The organism is Vibrio sp. (genome assembly GCF_038138445.1).
In the GTDB taxonomy this organism is placed as follows: domain Bacteria; phylum Pseudomonadota; class Gammaproteobacteria; order Enterobacterales; family Vibrionaceae; genus Vibrio.
Genome location: NZ_JAYQDQ010000013.1, coordinates 1 through 16909 on the forward strand (window position 1 = coordinate 1; position 16909 = coordinate 16909).

The 16909-nt window shown below is 41.8% G+C and carries 15 protein-coding genes and 1 pseudogene; 5 read left to right on the plus strand and 11 right to left on the minus strand.

The features are described from left to right. Positions 1 to 421 precede the first annotated feature (421 nt). From AAFM34_RS05755 to dusA, 7 genes are all read right to left on the minus strand, one after another. Positions 422 to 1195 (minus strand): phosphoadenylyl-sulfate reductase, encoded by a 774-nt coding sequence (locus tag AAFM34_RS05755; RefSeq protein ID WP_341660908.1) that lies wholly within the window; start codon positions 1193 to 1195, stop codon positions 422 to 424. Next, positions 1188 to 2924 carry an assimilatory sulfite reductase (NADPH) hemoprotein subunit gene (cysI, locus tag AAFM34_RS05760; protein ID WP_341660910.1) on the minus strand — a complete coding sequence of 579 codons (1737 nt, stop codon included), beginning with the start codon at positions 2922 to 2924 and terminating at the stop codon, positions 1188 to 1190. The genes AAFM34_RS05755 and cysI overlap by 8 nt, the downstream gene beginning before the upstream one ends. Further along, complete coding sequence (locus AAFM34_RS05765) at positions 2924 to 4777, minus strand: assimilatory sulfite reductase (NADPH) flavoprotein subunit (RefSeq protein WP_341660913.1); 1854 nt, start codon at positions 4775 to 4777, stop codon at positions 2924 to 2926. Before AAFM34_RS05765 ends, cysI begins: the two co-directional genes overlap by 1 nt. 126 nt (positions 4778 to 4903) lie before the next feature. Next, positions 4904 to 5134 (minus strand): hypothetical protein, encoded by a 231-nt coding sequence (locus tag AAFM34_RS05770; protein ID WP_341660915.1) that lies wholly within the window; start codon positions 5132 to 5134, stop codon positions 4904 to 4906. 147 nt (positions 5135 to 5281) lie between these two features. Further along, positions 5282 to 5962 carry a TIGR04219 family outer membrane beta-barrel protein gene (locus tag AAFM34_RS05775; protein ID WP_341660917.1) on the minus strand — a complete coding sequence of 227 codons (681 nt, stop codon included), beginning with the start codon at positions 5960 to 5962 and terminating at the stop codon, positions 5282 to 5284. A gap of 89 nt (positions 5963 to 6051) precedes the next feature. Then, positions 6052 to 6261 (minus strand): envelope stress response protein PspG, encoded by a 210-nt coding sequence (gene pspG / locus AAFM34_RS05780; RefSeq protein ID WP_341660918.1) that lies wholly within the window; start codon positions 6259 to 6261, stop codon positions 6052 to 6054. A gap of 166 nt (positions 6262 to 6427) precedes the next feature. Then, positions 6428 to 7429 carry a tRNA dihydrouridine(20/20a) synthase DusA gene (dusA, locus tag AAFM34_RS05785; protein ID WP_341660920.1) on the minus strand — a complete coding sequence of 334 codons (1002 nt, stop codon included), beginning with the start codon at positions 7427 to 7429 and terminating at the stop codon, positions 6428 to 6430. A gap of 273 nt (positions 7430 to 7702) precedes the next feature. Between dusA and AAFM34_RS05790 the strand changes: the two genes are divergently transcribed. Further along, positions 7703 to 8065: a hypothetical protein gene (locus AAFM34_RS05790; RefSeq protein WP_341660922.1), complete on the plus strand. Its 363-nt coding sequence runs from the start codon at positions 7703 to 7705 to the stop codon at positions 8063 to 8065. Continuing rightward, positions 8049 to 8363, plus strand: a complete 315-nt coding sequence (locus AAFM34_RS05795) for a hypothetical protein (RefSeq protein ID WP_341660924.1) — start codon at positions 8049 to 8051, stop codon at positions 8361 to 8363. The genes AAFM34_RS05790 and AAFM34_RS05795 overlap by 17 nt, the downstream gene beginning before the upstream one ends. 223 nt (positions 8364 to 8586) lie before the next feature. Here AAFM34_RS05795 and AAFM34_RS05800 read toward each other — a convergent pair whose 3' ends face one another. Together AAFM34_RS05800 and AAFM34_RS05805 are read right to left on the minus strand one after the other, a co-directional pair. Then, on the minus strand, positions 8587 to 10362 hold the full coding sequence (locus AAFM34_RS05800) for an AIPR family protein (protein ID WP_341660926.1): 1776 nt from the start codon (positions 10360 to 10362) through the stop codon (positions 8587 to 8589). Positions 10363 to 10585: 223 nt separating this feature from the next. Beyond that, positions 10586 to 10779, minus strand: a pseudogene (locus tag AAFM34_RS05805) (hypothetical protein). Between AAFM34_RS05805 and AAFM34_RS05810 the strand changes: the two are divergent. Next, complete coding sequence (locus AAFM34_RS05810; RefSeq protein WP_341661002.1) at positions 10748 to 10882, plus strand: hypothetical protein; 135 nt, start codon at positions 10748 to 10750, stop codon at positions 10880 to 10882. The pseudogene AAFM34_RS05805 and the gene AAFM34_RS05810 overlap by 32 nt on opposite strands. Positions 10883 to 10907: 25 nt before the next feature. On the opposite strand, the gene AAFM34_RS05815 is transcribed toward AAFM34_RS05810, so the two are convergent. Further along, the gene (locus AAFM34_RS05815) at positions 10908 to 13691 is read right to left on the minus strand and encodes a hypothetical protein (protein ID WP_341660928.1); all 2784 of its coding nucleotides are present in this window, start codon (positions 13689 to 13691) and stop codon (positions 10908 to 10910) included. 1613 nt (positions 13692 to 15304) lie between these two features. Between AAFM34_RS05815 and zur the strand changes: the two genes are divergently transcribed. Together zur and AAFM34_RS05825 are read left to right on the plus strand one after the other, a co-directional pair. Next, positions 15305 to 15763, plus strand: coding sequence for a zinc uptake transcriptional repressor Zur (zur, locus tag AAFM34_RS05820; protein WP_152431361.1), 459 nt, complete (start codon positions 15305 to 15307; stop codon positions 15761 to 15763). 15 nt (positions 15764 to 15778) lie between these two features. Beyond that, the gene (locus tag AAFM34_RS05825; RefSeq protein WP_114787432.1) at positions 15779 to 16240 is read left to right on the plus strand and encodes a chemotaxis protein CheX; all 462 of its coding nucleotides are present in this window, start codon (positions 15779 to 15781) and stop codon (positions 16238 to 16240) included. 46 nt (positions 16241 to 16286) lie between these two features. Here the strand turns inward: AAFM34_RS05825 and cysC are convergent, their stop codons facing one another. Further along, on the minus strand, positions 16287 to 16904 hold the full coding sequence (gene cysC, locus AAFM34_RS05830; protein WP_341660932.1) for an adenylyl-sulfate kinase: 618 nt from the start codon (positions 16902 to 16904) through the stop codon (positions 16287 to 16289). Positions 16905 to 16909 lie beyond the last annotated feature (5 nt).

Here is a 16909-nt window from a genome sequence, read left to right on the forward strand (position 1 = left end):
GGATTATCATCAACGAGTGCCCACACAGATTGATAGGTTTAGTTTGTTAAAGAGCGTTCTTCTTTAGTGTTATTTACTCTCTGAAGAAGAGTCGGCCATTCTAGCGATATAAAATAAAGAGTCAAACACTTTTTACTAATTATTTTATTTTCTTACTTGGCCTGTCGTCATTGCTGTTTGAGCTTTAAGCCCTTGCCCTGTCGACGAGGAGGCATTATAGAGATCCTTATCACGTTGGCAAGCAGAAATTAAAAAAAAACATAAAAATACAGCTTAAACGCCCAATATTCACTCAAGCCTTTGTTTATTCAAGTTTACCCATAGTATTTAAAGAAAATATTAACAGAGTTATCCACAAACTGTATTTTACGACATAAATCAAAGGCCGCTCTCACGACCTTTCATTGAAGAAAAATACTCACTAGATACCTGAACCGTCTTGCTCTTCATCATCATGAAGACCGCACTCTCGCTTTAAACCGAAGAAACGCGTTTGCTCCTCACTCATACCTGGCTGCCATTTCTGAGTTGTATGTGTGTCTCCAATAGATAAGTATCCTTGATCACGCAGTGGATGATATCTTAAACCATGCCTTTCCAAGTAGTAGTGAACATCTTTGTTAGTCCAATCAATAATAGGAAGGAACTTAAACACGCCGTTTTGGATAGATAATATGGGTAAATTCGCGCGTGAACTAGATTGCTCCCGGCGCAGGCCAGAAAACCAAACTTTGCTATTCAGCTCTTTCAATGCTCGGCGCATAGGTTCAACTTTATTAAGACGGTTATAGGTTTCAATACCATCAAGTCCCTGCTCCCACAATTTACCATAGCGAGATTCTTGCCACGCGCTACTTAGCTCTGAGCGATATACTTTGAGATTGAGATTCAATGTCTCGGTTAATTCATCAATAAATAGATAAGTCTCAGGGAATAAATAACCCGTATCTGTCAGTATGACAGGAATACTTGGTTGTGCTTGAGTAATAAGATGTAGCATCACTGCGGCTTGAACACCAAAGCTTGATGAAACGACATGCTCCCTTTCAAGATTTTCTACCGCCCAAACCACTCGCTCTTGAGCCGTTTTTTTCTCTAACTCAGCATTGATTTGCGCAAGTCTCAAGGTTTGCTCGGTTTTTGTCGCATTGAGAAGATCCGCTAGATTCGGTTTTTCAATCACAATATCATGCATAAAAGTCCCTCTTTGACACCACCACTTCATCAATAATACCGGTACGAATAGTAAAGTCGCCGAAGTACTCCCCCTCAAGACGCTCTTTAGACCAGCGCTCAACAAGATGATCTATCTCTTGTAAAATCTGTTTGTCGGTAATGTTCTCTTTATACATCTTAGGGACACGAGTACCGCCACGATTCCCACCCAAATGCAGGTTGTAGCGACCTGGCGCTTTACCCACTAGACCAATCTCTGCCAACATAGCGCGACCACACCCGTTTGGACAGCCCGTCACACGTAATATGATGTTGTCTTGCTCAGGCAAGTCATGCTTGCGCAGTATCTTTTCTACATCAGTGACAAATTGAGGTAAAAAGCGTTCAGCTTCTGCCATTGCTAATGGACAGGTTGGAAAAGCCACACAAGCCATCGAATTCTTTCGTTGCTCACTGACAGTTTCGTCCATCAAACCATGCTCAACAGCAATACGTTCAATTTGCGCTTTTTCTTCGCTCGGCACACCAGCCACAATAAGGTTTTGGTTAGCTGTCATGCGAAAATCACCTTGGTGGATCCTAGCTATCTTAGCGACACCTGATTTAAGCGGTTTATCAGGATAATCAAGTAAACGTCCATTTTCGATAAAGAGCGTCAAATGATGTTTGCCATCAATACCCTCTGCCCAGCCAATTCGGTCTCCGCGCTCGGTAAACTCATAAGGACGACTCTTTTCAAACACCACACCAGCCCGCTTTTCTACTTCCGCCTTAAATACATCACTGCCGACACGATCTAATGTGTACTTAGTTTTGGCATTTTTACGATTTGAGCGATTCCCCCAATCACGCTGAGTGGTGACAACAGCAGCTGCAACATCAAGTGTTTTATCTAATGGTATGTAGCCAAAGTCATCCGCACGTCTTGGATAGGTAGAGGTGTCTCCATGTGTCATCGCCAAACCACCACCAACGAGGACGTTAAAGCCCACCAGCTTGCCTTGCTCTGCAATGGCAACAAAATTAAGGTCATTGGCATGAACATCAACGTCGTTTTGCGGCGGTATGACTACCGTCGTCTTAAACTTACGCGGTAAATAATGATTGCCTAAAATTGGCTCATCTTCTTCGGTGGTCTCTACCTTTTCCCCATCAAGCCAAATTTCAGCATAAGCTTTGGTTTTAGGTAGCAGATGTTCACTGATCTTTTTCGCCCATTGATAGGCTTGTTGATGAAGTTCAGACTCAACCGGATTGGTGGTACAAAGTACATTACGATTGACATCACCCGCCGTCGCTATCGAATCTATACCAATACTATTGAGGGTCTGGTGCATCAGCTTAATATTCGGTTTTAACACACCATGAAATTGAAAAGTCTGACGCGTGGTTAATCGAATACTGCCATACAAAGAATGCTCAGTAGCAAACTTATCAATCGCTAGCCACTGCTGTGGTGAAATAATACCGCCTGGCATGCGCGCTCTGAGCATCACATTATGTAAAGGTTCGAGCTTTTGTTTCACCCTTTCATTACGTATATCACGATCGTCTTGCTGATACATTCCATGAAAGCGAATCAGTTGGAAGTTATCAGCGGTAAATCCCCCCGTGATAGGATCTTGCAGATCTTGCTCGATCGTGCCGCGCAGAAAGTTGCTCTCTCTTTTTAGACGTTCATTATCTGCCAATGGGCCAAGCTCTTCGCCCAATACGGACTGAGTATGAGTGGTCGTTGAAGTGCTCATTAATATACATCCCTTTGATAACGTTTCTCTTTACGCAAGTGATTGATAAACTCTTCTGCATCATCACGTGATTGCTTGCCATGTTGCTCGACCACATGGATCAGAGCTTGGTGAACATCTTTTGCCATTCGCGTCGCATCTCCGCAGACATAGATATAAGCGCCTTGCTCAAGCCAGCGCCACACTTCATCACCTTTTTCCAAAATTCGATGTTGGACGTAGACTTTTTCCCCTTGATCGCGACTAAAGGCCACATCGAGGCGATTGAGCTTGCCGGATTTTAAGTATTTCTGCCATTCGGCTTGATAGAGGAAGTCTTGAGTAAAGGTGCGATCACCAAAAAACAACCAGTTCTTGCCCGATGCTTCACGAGCATCACGCTCTTGAATAAAACTACGAAACGGCGCAATTCCTGTACCTGGGCCAATCATAATGATCGGTGTATTATCATCGGCTGGAAGTTTGAAGCTGTTGTTGTGCTCAACAAACACCTTGACCTGCGAGCCTTCATCAAGGCGGCGGTTAAGAAAACTTGAGGCGCCGCCAAAGCGCTGCTCATCGCCTTGCTGATACTCAAGAAGACCAACCGTTAGGTGGACTTCTTGTTCCACTTCACTTTGACTTGATGCAATCGAGTACAAACGCGGTGTAAGTCGGCGCAGTAAACTGGCTAACTCTGACGCGGACATTTGGGTTTTCTTCTCGTTAAGTACATCGAGAATTTGAGTTTGATTAGCGTATTCACGCAGCTTGTCTTTGTCTTCTATTAGCTTGAGTAGTTTTTGACTTGCCGAAGCTTGAGCAAATTTGGTGACAAACTGGGGGTTAGCAGCGGTAATTTCGAAATGGCTGACTAGCGCGCTATGAATAGAGAGGCTTTCTCCGTCAAGTTCTATGCTTTCAACGCCAGAAAGTCCAACCTTGGTCAAGATGGCACTCGCAAGTTCCGAACTGTTTTCATACCAGACACCAAGTGCATCACCTGGCTGATAACTTAGCCCTGATCCTTCCAAATCAATCTCAATATGACGCACATCTTTACCAGAATCGCGACCTGTAATTTTTTGATTGGTCAGCAAGGTGGCTGCGAAGGGGTGACTCTTATTATAAGGCGATGGCGATGCAGTTTGACCCAATGGTAATTGCACCACTTCGGCTTCACTATTGGTCGTTGCTAAGTCTTGTTTTACTTTATCAAGCGCTTGTTTGCGCCAGCTCGCCGCGTCCGCTTCATAGTCCACATCACAATCAACGCGCTCTATAAATGCTGTAGCGCCTAGCTTAGAGAGATAAGTGTCAAAATCTTTACCTGTCTGACAGAAAAACTCGTAGCTCGAGTCACCCAAAGCTATCACACCATATTGTAAGTTCGGTAACTTGGGCGCTTTCTTAGATTGAAGAAATTCATGCAGCTCAATAGCGTTATCTGGCGCCTCACCTTCACCATTGGTCGAAGCAACAATAATGACATGGGTTTCTTTTGCTAGCTGTTTCCCCTTGTAATCACTGGCATCGAAAAGATCGACAGCAATACCTTGAGCCTTTGCTTCTTGCTCTAGAGTTTCTGCTACTCCCTTAGCATTGCCGGTTTGAGAGGCAAAAATAATACTTAGTTTACCCGCAGGTTTTGCAGCCAATGCCATTTGCGTACTCGGCGCCCCTTGAGTTAAAGCTGGCGATTGAGCTTGAGATAATCCCCAAAAATAACCACTGACCCAGGCCAATTGCTGCGGTGACAGCTCTGAGGTCGTTTGCTGAAGGCTGTTCAACTGCTGATCATTTAAGGGGGACGCGATTGATGGTAGTGCTGCTGGTATCTGTCCCGAAGGTGATACCTTGTTATTTGAAGACATGGTCTCGACATCCCTATTCATTGCATGATGTTAGATTAACTACTCACCGTAATAACAAGAAAGAATAGAAATGAATGTTTTATAACTTTTTGAATTAAAGAAAGGCTATTTTTTAATCAAAAACGATTAGTCGACCTCGACACGGACCTGAGAAAACCCCACTGCCATCGCCGATTTGGACGCCATATCCAAGTCAGGATAGTGACATTCTTCGCCATGAACATCGGTGAGCAAAACAAATCCACCACGAGTATGACGAAATTCAACTATCCAAGTACCTTCCTCAGCAGAGGGTTCAATAATCGCCTCAATCAGCTGATTTTCTCGGTAAAGACTTCTGAGCTCATTTATCGTCATAACAATCCTTTACACCAATAATGACAATTATCATTGTTAAGCATGGCCCACAGGACAGAAAACTGCTAAAAAAACCGCCTTTGTATAACTTATAAGCATAAAAAAACGCCGCGATATTACGCAGCGCTTTATAAACCTTGGGCAATACTAGAAACTGTATTCAGCCCCTACAAAGAAACCATCAGCCATAATAAAAGGTTTACCCAATATGGTACTCGTGGTGGTTGCTTTAAAATCGTCAGATTCAAGGTCTATCGCACGATAGCCGCCACGGAAGGTAATGGTCGACTCTTTAAACGGCATACGATACTGCACACCTGCAGTAAGATCCGTACTTTTAATACCACTGCTATCGCCAAAGTTCATTTCACCAATAATATCAAAGTTAGTGTCTGGAACCGTGATTTCTGCATAGCCATAAAACGCCCAAATAAACCCATCAAAGTCTTTAATTTGGCCGTTATCGGCATTTTTATATTTGGTATTGCTAAGATCGCTCAAAGTCACACCAGCATCAAAATGCAATAAATCATGATCCATCAGCGAGTAATACAGGGTCAAATCCAGCTTATCAAAGGCCATGTAATCATTTTCAACACCCGTGGTCTTTAGCCTAGCGTTTGGAACATATTTGAGATCGTGCTCGATGGACAAATAAACCGATGGCGTGACTTCTTTATCACGATCAATTTCATTCACTTCCGTTTCTATCCACCAGGCATCAGCCCCCACTTTTACGACAACCGAATCTGAATCCTCTGCCATCGCTGCAGAACTTGCCATTGACATTGCAACTGCAGTCATCGCTGCCAGTGCGGAATTGTTCATCGCTTGAACTCCTGAGCCTATCTACCATGAAACCTTGCAGCGATAGTAACACAATCTAAAGCAGGGGAATTGTCAATTTCCTGCTCGGATTAACGATGGTTGTACACGTAATTTTTGAAAAACCAAATACCGACTGCAATTACAATAAGATAAGGAATCAGCTTAAAGGCTGCGCCAATCATTCCAAATAACGCCATCACCAATAAAGCGAAACCGGTCGCGGCAAAGACCGTCATCATAGTCAAGCCAGTGACGAACAAGGTCGCGATAAAAACCAGTATAAAGATGAGTTCTAGCATAGTTTCTCCTTTGTTAATTCTTACATAGCAGAAACCACGCCAAGTTTTAAATAACCATAAGCCTCTGATTTTTAGTTAATAAAAAAGCCCACCTTATAGGGTGAGCTAATTACATGTAGTAACAACTGGCGAAATTTACCAAGTAATGAACGGAACTTGGTAATATTTACACATTGAGCTCTTGAGGAATTTTGCTTAGCGCAGTTTCAACCACTTCTACCCCAGAGCCTGGTTTGTGTGCATTTTCACTAATATAACGACGCCACTGGCGTGCACCAGGCATATTTTGAAATAGACCTAACATATGACGAGTGATGTGACCAAGGTAAGCACCATTTGTAAGCTGTTGCTCAATGTAAGGATACATCTCTTCTACCACTTGGGTACGCTTTTTGACAGGCTTATCCAAGCCAAATATATCTTGGTCAACTTTAGCAAGCAGATATGGATTTTGATAGGCTTCACGCCCAACCATAACACCATCTAAATGTACTAGGTGCTCTTTACTCTCTTCGAGACTCTTTACACCACCATTAATGGCAATATTGAGATGAGCAAAATCTTGCTTAAGTTGATAAGCACGCGGATAGTCGAGCGGCGGGATCTCTCGGTTTTGTTTTGGACTCAGTCCAGATAGCCAAGCTTTGCGCGCATGAATGGTAAACTGCTCACAGCCACCTTTTTCTGACACAGTGGAGACAAAATCTGTCAAAAACTCATACGAGTCTTGCTCATCAATACCAATACGCGTTTTCACTGTGACAGGAATATCCACCACTTCACGCATTGCCGCAATACAATCGGCCACCAGCTGAGGCTCAGCCATTAAGCATGCGCCAAAGCGGCCATTTTGCACTCTATCTGACGGGCAACCAACATTAAGGTTTACCTCATCATAGCTTCTTTGCTGCGCGAGCTTGGCACATGTCGCCAAATCCTTCGGGTTTGAACCACCAAGTTGCAGCGCCACCGGATGCTCTTCTTGGTTATAAGCCAAAAAGTCACCTTTACCGTGAATAATCGCCCCAGTCGTGACCATCTCGGTATAGAGCAAAGACTCACTGGTCAGCAAACGATGGAAGTAGCGACAATGGCGATCCGTCCAATCGAGCATGGGCGCAATGGAAAATCGGTTAGCGGCGTATTTACTGATATTGTCAGGCTTCATAAGGCATTACTCAAAAATCTCGCTATTGTATAGCAGTGCAGAAATTGGCTACAAAAACATATAAACCGGCTACGCAAAGTTTATTTTAAATATCGTAGTTAAAAATAATCGGCAGATTATACACACATAATCGGATACATTCAGGAAAAAGAATCTACAAGAGATGGATTGACTATGTGTGATTAGCATTCACAAAACACAGATTCAATATGCAATAAACCACGCATTTCAAGTTAAACTAAACTTTCTTTAAAAACCAAGGAGATATGTCTTTTGACATCAAAAATAAAATATCTCATTCCACTATTACTACTTATGCTTGGATCTGCATATATGAATGCCTATAACACGGTTGGTGATAGTGTTGAACTCTTTATAGCATTTATAAATCCACTTTTAGCATATATAGCTATCGCTGCTTTAATTGCGAAGTTTCAAGGATTAAATTTATTTAGCTCAAAATTTATCAAATACTTTTCTATTGCACTGATAGTCACAACTATTGCAGACACTGCTTACCCTGCTTTTATTTACCGTGATCAAACATATCCGACAGACCTATGGACAGTGTTTTCTATTCAACTTCTTCTTAATATATACATCGTGAGTATTATCCGTAATGACAAATCTGATTAAAGAATTAAGCCCAGCAGGTCCCCTTGTGACACTGCTACTAAAGATGAAGGAACAAATTGACTCTAAATATAGTGCTAATCAAGCCTATAAGGACGTGTACCCTGCATTAGAGGAACTTCTCGCAAAAGGCTATAGTTTTGAATCGCAAGAGATACAAGGAATAGTTTCATTATTAGAAAAAATGCCTGCTTGGGGAACAAGAAGAGAAAAATTTAAGAAATTCTATTTAAAGGATGAGTATGGACTAAGGAAGCTTCCTCGTGACCCTAGCTTTATCCCAAGTGGAATGTGGCACTAGAAATACGCCTAGATGATTACTAACCCTAGCTCTCCACGCAAAAGATAAGTATAGGAAAGGAGTTCCCCCTTTCCTACTTCTAAAGACTATGTTGACTGGTGATTAAGTTTCTTATCAACAATTTCTGCAATCCGATATTCGTAATCATGATATACCCAACTATTTGCCCACTTGCTACACAGTAAAGAGGAGGAGCCAACTTATCTCCTCGTCATCACAGTCATCAAACCACTTCTGCAGCTTGTTTATTTTTCTTTGCTTCAAAATGCTTTTTGGCTTGCTCACGCAGGTCTGCAGTGAACTTAGAACGCTTGATTTGATCTGATGTAGGTGCTGGTGTTACAGAGTCAATAATTTCAAAACACTCGACAAATGCATCTGTGTATTTTTTATCAGAAGAGTTAAGCGCTTTGACTACTTTATCCGCATACTTTTGAGCCTTGGATGAGTTAGCTTGTATATCAGCAATTTTTCCATGAACAACCCACATAAAAAGTTGAATAATATGCCATTTGTATTTCGTGTATAAATTGGCATTTTCTTTGCTGCCATTTGAAAGCATATTGAATTTATAAAGTGTTAATGCGCACATATAATACAATGCTTCAGAATCCGTATCTTTGAAAAACTGCTCTCCAACTGTTTTAAACAAATTCTTAGGATAACGAGAGGCGTTGTGCGCATCATTTAATATCCCAGCAGCAAATGCTCGACCTAATTCTCTAACATCAAAAATCTGAGTAGCGTAATATGAGTGTTCTCGATATTCATTCTCTCTGCGTTCAAAATATATTTGATTATGTCGGACTCCAGTATGCTTGGAGTTTTCCATATCAAAATAGTGCTGAACCAGCTTCGCCTTTTCTTTTAAGCCTTGAAAACGCTCCTGACCAATTCCTGTTTGACTATTCGTTGCTGAAATAATGTCGGCTGAAATCTCATAATTAGGTGATTCTATAAACCTAACAACAATGTTAACAGAATCATCTAGGTGTGCCAGCTGTTGAAACAAGGTGTTGCTCGTCTGGCAGCCATTAATAACTTGATAGTTCACCAAGTCCATTTCTTTTGAATTTGCAGTCAAGGTAAGTTGTGGAGCTACAACAGTAATACCATTATTCAATACAGAAAAAAGATGGCGTTTATCATCAGACTGAAGTGTATTAGCTATGTTGGAATTGACAGTGTTATCATCTCCTAGAAAGGAACGTACATTTTCTTCAAAAACACTATGCTTTAGGTTTTTTTCACTATCCAGCAGCAGAGACTCAACAAAAACCCTACCATTCACAATGCCAATATAAGATTGAGGGATATCTTTGTTTTTTGGAATGCCACAGTATTCCTCAAGTTTAACCTTAGCTTCATTTTTTTCATTGATACTCTTCCATGTGGAAATTAGCTCTTTCCTTCCAAATGGGTGAACCACTACTTCATGGAATAAATCACTATCTTCGACTGTACTTTTTAGTATTCTGAGTGTTGCGTCAACCTCCCTCTCGGCAGCATAATTACCGCTAGTACAATAATAAACAGCACAATTAGGTCTATTATTGCTAACCTTTTTCAAATTTCCGATAACAACTTTGAAAATATTTAAGACTTCTTGGTTGTACTCACCATTTGGTAGCTTTGGAGTCAATGAAAGGAAGTCTTGTAAACCTAATGCAAAGCTGGATATTTCCGACTTATCGAATTTATCGCCAGATTTTACTTGAGTCACAATCAAATCAACTTCCAAGTTTCTCTTATGTGTATCAAACGCAGCCTCTGCGTCACCCTCTGTAAGAATCAACTCCCCATCAATACAAACGGCCAAACCATCTATCGAAGCATCGTCTTCCTCGGTTGTTACATCAAGAGGGTTAAAGCGACCGAGATACGTTTTGGATAAAACGCAATAGTTACAAAATGCTTCGAAAAGCTTGGGGCCATCTAATCCCGAAAACTGAAACTCTTCCGTGAGATTATTTACGTAAGTATTTAAAATAGGGTGCATATTTATTACCAGTTAACTGTCCTAATCGAAATATGCACACACTCACAATGCAAATCAATGCAATCAAGTCAATTTTATATTCAACTACACATAAACAAAGATCAAAATACTTTTGTTTCAAGTCGTATTAGGCGGTTGTTATGCTTCCAGAAGATAGCGATAATAACCATCATAAATGATGGAAAACCCATCGAGTTGAGGTATTGTAGTAGTTCGACCATAGTTACTTAAACTCATTCCTCAATGTTTCCCATACCCCCATCTCAACAGTAATAGCTGTACCGATAAGGCCACCGTATTGCACGCCTTCGGCCGTGATACTCGCGGTGATCAGTTCTGGGTGACCAACCGCCAGAGCCGCACCCAGTAAGGCGATCTTTTTTTCGTGGAAGGTTGGTCTAAGTTGATGTTTAACATGTTTTTAATCCATGCCCCCTTCTCGCGCCATATTGATGCCGCAGTCGTTACCGACTTCTTTGCGTTAGATAAAAATAACCCACCTAACCTCTCTCAAGGCTAGGTGGGTTTTACTTTATGCGCCTAGATTACTGAAGGCTTTCGATTTGATCGGCGAGTTTGATTTGCTCAGATGCGCCGTGAACGATTGGGCGCAGCACATTATCACGCAGAGTTTGCTTGCCTATCTTACGCATCGACTCCTCAAACACATGACGGTTATCCTTACCGACCCAGTTTTTGACTTCGCTGGTCATTTGTGGGGTAAAGATGGCGCGGCATATCTCATCAAGATGAGCACTGTTATCACTTGGATTGGCTAAGTCTGCTAAAAACTTATCGCGATTAAACACGTAAACCGAGGTGTCTTTATGGCCCCAGTTACCCGGAATCGTCAGCGCTGAAGACATATACTCTCGACCAACCATTGGCTTAATCAGCTGTTTGGCCAAGCGATATAAATTTACCGCAGGAGCAACAGGGTTAGGGATCTGCCAAGGTTTTTTCGACTTGTTGGCTTCAATCACACTGATGTAATCGCTTGAGTCGAGCTTGTTTTCTCTATTGCCAAGGTAACCATTTCGACTGGTCAATCGTTTGACAATACGGCGCTCAAAGTCGTTGGCAAAGCCCTGCTCTTCGGCAAACTTAAACAAAGAATCAATTTGATCAAACCGCTCGTTTTTATTTTGCGGCTCGAGATCAATGTTTTGCTGCTTGGCAATATGCTGCGCTACAAAGGCAGAAAAACCCGTGTAGTTATCTTGCTTATTAAGCGCTTTTTGTGCTTTGCCTATCACATCTAGCGTGGAACTATCGGCCTTAATCTTATCAAAGGCTTCACGATACAGCTTTCGGTAATGCCCGGAGTGCTCTTGACCATATTTAAGTAGCGGTTTGCCTGCTGCTTGTAAAATCTCACTGGCGCTTTTGTCTGGATTCTTAACTGCTGTTTGGAAGATGTTTAACCACACTTTTGGCATTGCTTGATCTTGGCTCAGTTCATAGAGCTTTTTGATCCTGCGTTGAATGACCTCAAATGGCGTTTTTCCAGGCTCTGACCAGCGACTAATTTCCTTCTCTTTGTCTGACATCTCATCCGACACCTCAAATACTTTGTTGGAGTACTGAGCCGCAATTTGACTTAATCCAACACCACCAATTGTTGCGCCAACACCAGCATAAAGCACAGGAGCAATGCCTGTTCCAAGTGGTCCACCGAGTATCATGCCAAGCTGTCCAGCCGTAAGTACGCTATTGCCAATGGTTTCAGCAATCACAACATTGCGCTGGTGACGGTTAAATTGGCTAAGAATACCTTTAACTTCGGTAAGATCTTTATCTGAACTGTCTAACACTTTTGAGTCGCGGATCTGTTGTAGCCACTCATTCAACGAGCGTGCTTCTTGAATGCCAAGACCCGTTTTGGTTAGACCTGCGACCACCATTTGCGCCTGTCCAACCACATTGAACGCATCCCCCACTTGAGATAGTACACTCGTCAGGCTTTGTGCGGATGTTCCTGCCAAGGCTTCTGCTGTTGCTCTGGCTTCAAAGGAAATCATGCCCCAATACATGCCACTTAAACCAGATTCCGTAAATGCTGCTGCCACATAGGCATCGGCAAACTTGGCTACCTTGTCATCTTGGTTGGCTTGGAATTTCGCAATTTGTTGGAGAAGGTCATGGCACTTGGCAGAGGATGGATCAAATACCTCACTTTGGTTATCGGCAGTTAACAGTTTTTGCACATGCTCGGGAAGAACACTGACATCAAGGTCGGCTTTGGTACTCATCAGCTGATTATGGTCAGAGACCTCTTCTTTAAGCTGCTTGAGCTTAGCGATATTATCAGTAAGTGTTTTAAGCTCACCGTCAGCTTGCTTACCTGATTGTAAGATGGGTTTGACCGACTCCAGAACATTGGCCTTAAATTTGAGCTGCTCAAGCAGTGCACTTTGAAGATTTTGAATTTGCGCATCATCGGTTGCATTAATCAATTGCTCTTTTAGTACCAATTCATCACTGAGCGCTTTCATGACTACGCCGCCAATATCTTCTCTTAGCGATTTTTGCTCAGCTTTTAGCTCAGAAAAGGCTTCACGTGTCTCGTCAGATTCCTCTTTGGCGCCTTTCCAACCTGTAAATACCACACCAGCAAATGCAGGGTAAAGTAAGGTACTTTGCGCAGCTAAAACTAAAGAGCGCGGAAGACCTGAGTTCTCCAAACTTACCGCAAGATCATCACCGCCATCTATGACAAGCACGGGCCCCGACTGGTTTGGTGTAAAAGAAGTGACATTATTGACATCACGGCCTCTTATCATCCTTTCCATCGCCACCATGTGTTTAGCTCTGTGTTTTAAAAAACCACCTTGCAAAGCTTGCTTCATTTTTTCTAGTGATGGGAAACGAAAACTCTGCTCTAATGCGCCGCCACTCACCTTCCATGGGTGCTTTTTATTAGATGAAGGGGCAATGTCTACTTCCCATGTTTTCTCTATATCTGCTGCCAAGGCTTTATCACTAGAATAATTATCCTGTAAGTAACTTTTCAGTGATTTGAGAGAATCAAATATCCTTGGCTTGCTATATAACTCACTCGATAGCTCCCAAGAAGAAAACCCGCGCCGCGAGATTTGCACATCAAACTCTTCACGTAAGGATGCTAACTCATCGTTCAGGGAAGCTTGACCATCTAAACGTATGATCTGGCCATTATCATTGGGCTTACCTCGATTAAAAGAGCTACTGTGAAGACGCTCTTGGCTGGTATTTTTCACCTTGGCAATAGAAATGATATTACTGGCATATTTTTTAGGTGCTGACGTTTCAAGTGGTGTTTCTTGGGAGGGTTTTACAGCTGATAACATTGTTTAACCTTTATATTGATTGTTTTTATTTTATAAGCACTAAGCTTACACCTCCCCAATGAATGGGGATGCACAATATAAATGATAATAAATCCTATTACTATTTGAGTTTAACTATTAATTACAATAGGTTGCATAACATATCGTGATAAATACCCTGATTATCTATAGGTTTAAATTTCCTATGTCTGGCGTATTTCTAATCTAGGTAGAGCTGTTAGTAGGGGATAATTAATTTGGGTGGCATAAGCTAGTTTAGTTTGAGTGAAATGATAAATTTCAGGTAAAAAAAAGCTGGCACGGAGAAGCCAGCTAAAGTCTCATTAACAACCCATTACATACTAATTACCTTGAGGCCTTATGAGCATAGCCAATATTGGTAAGTGCATAACAATGTGTCGCTTATTTCTGACTTTGCATTAGACTTTTGCGGATCACTTCCCGCCTTAGAGTAAATGCTTAAAGCGAAGCGACAGCTTTATGTGATTGGTATCGATTATTAGGCTTTAGGTAAAATATCAGGTAGTAAGAATAGAAATAAAAAAGCTGGTAGCTATCAAAACTACCAGCAAAGTTGTACATAGTTAAAAAGACAAACATGAATGCATATAGTGCATATATCCCGATTAAGGATTGGCAAAACATACGACAAAACCAATGTGCATTCAAGTTCATATTGATTGGATTTGTCTATGATCTTTGCTATTTGCTAGTTTCTTAATCCGCCGCACAAAGAGCGTCAATATAAATTATTGATTTATAATATTTATTATTACTTCACCATCAGGTTACAAATAAAATATTGTGGTTTCTAAGACGGTAGCGATTGGGAGTGACATTTAGATCACAATGATGATTATTCAGTCATCCAATGTCGCTGGGCAAGAGTGGCTGAAACTAATGGGCGATATTTTAGTGTCTTTCGAGTTAATCAAGCAGACTTGCAAGCTTTGGCATTCGTTGTCCTTTCGAGTATCAACCTCATTCTGGCAGATACTGACGCATCTCACTGAGAACGCCTTGAAGTATCACGAGTAGACGGCTCACACTAGATTATCAATCTCTCACCCTACATACTTGGGATGTTCAACGATAGAAGCTAATTTTCAATTATGTGTATAGATTTAAGCCAATCACTACCTGAAGGTAAACCTGTATAAAATGGAAAACAGCAGACAAAAAAAATGCTGACCCAAAAGTGTGAGTTGGGAGTCAGCATAGTTCCATGAAGCAAATAAGAGTGTTCAAAAATTACCCATAGGAGCCATTATCCTAAATGACAAAATACAAAACTCAATGCATATTTTACCAACTAAAAGTGTGAATAACGTCATGAGTTGCGACTGGTAACTAGGAGGCATTAGTAAGTAAAGAACATCTAAACAGACACTTTAATCCCATAACATGACATCTAACTCAATTGAATCCACAAAGTTAGGCCCCCCTTCCGCTTCTAGCAGTATCGTTTTACTTGCGAATAAGGTAACGTATAGCCTTAGAGGCAGTTATAGGGATCAAAAACTTGAACAATTCACTGACTGCTCTATCAGAAATACTGTTTGATAAACGATATTCATCTAGAAATGGTATATTATTACTATGTCCAATGGTGATTGGTGAAAAATTTGGACCACAAGTTAATAGAACAAATTGAAGAAATGTGTGCAGTGCGAGGAGTGAGACTGACTCCTCAGCGAAAAAGGGTTTTCGAGTTAATCTGTGCTAGCCCCAAAGCATCAAGTGCATATGAGTTACTGGAACAGCTAAAGACGAGTGAGCCACAAGCGAAACCACCCACTGTATATCGCGCACTCGACTTTCTTCTAGAACAAGGATTCATCCATCGTGTTGAATCGACAAATAGCTTTATCCAGTGCAATTCATGTAACGCACACAAACACTACTCACATTTGTTAATATGCGATAAATGCAGCAATGTTATTGAACTTCAAGAGGACAGTTTGATAACTTTACTGACAAATAATGCTAAAAAACATGGATTTAAGATCACAAATCACGTGATAGAGTCCCATGGAATTTGTCAGTCATGTACAACCGGACAGACGGAATAATATTACACCATGATAATGCGCGCCGAATTTATAAACCCGTTTTTAGCCTCCTTGATGAATGTGCTTAAAACGATGGCTTCTCTAGAATTGAAGCCGCAGAAGCCTCGAGTCAAGAAAGATGAGATTGCTCGCGGTGATGTGTCCGGCTTAATTGGTATGGTTGGGCAACCGACTCGTGGTTCAATGTCGATTACCTTTGATGAAACACTTGCACTGGAAATCATGCAAAACATGCTGGGCGAACGACCAAATGGATTGAATGACGAAGTCACCGACATGGTTGGTGAAATCACCAATATGGTGGCAGGTGGCGCTAAACGAATACTCTCTGAAAGCGGCTTTGATTTCGATATGGCAACTCCGATAGTCGTTTCTGGCAAGGGACACACTATCCGCCATAAATGCGAGGGCGCCATCATCATCATGCCCTTCACCTCAGAATGGGGTAACGCCTTTATCGAAATTTGTTTCGAATAACTTGGCTCCGACAAAAAAGCTTCCACAAGATGGAAGCTTTTTTGTTTTAAGCAATAATATGGTGACTTCTCAGTGTTTGTAAGCACTCTTCCACCAATCTACTAATCGGCTTTTCTCCTGCCTGTAAATCTAAATCGGGCGCAAGAGGTGGCTGATAATCAGAGTCAATACCGGTAAAGTTGGCAATCTGGCCTGCACGCGCTTTTTTATACAGCCCCTTGGGATCTCGCTGCTCACACACTTGTAAGGAAGTATTAACATACACTTCTATAAACTCCCCTTCAGGGAGCAAGTCTTTAACCAGTTGGCGCTCTTCCCGATACGGCGAGATAAAAGCTGAGAGAACGATTAAGCCAGCATCAGCCATCAGTTTGGCTAATTCTCCAATACGGCGAATGTTTTCACGTCTATCTTGCTCCGAAAAACCAAGATCGCTACACAAACCGTGTCGAACGTTATCACCGTCTAAAAGGTAAGTATGGTAGCCAAGTTCAGCCAAGGCATTTTCTAGAGCACCAGCAATGGTTGACTTTCCTGCCCCAGATAAGCCTGTAAACCACAGTACAACTGGCTTTTGCCGTTTTACCTGAGCTCGAAAAGCTTTATCAATATTGTGCTGATGCCAAGTAATGTGACTGTCTTGGACTTGTACCTGAGATGTCATAGGCG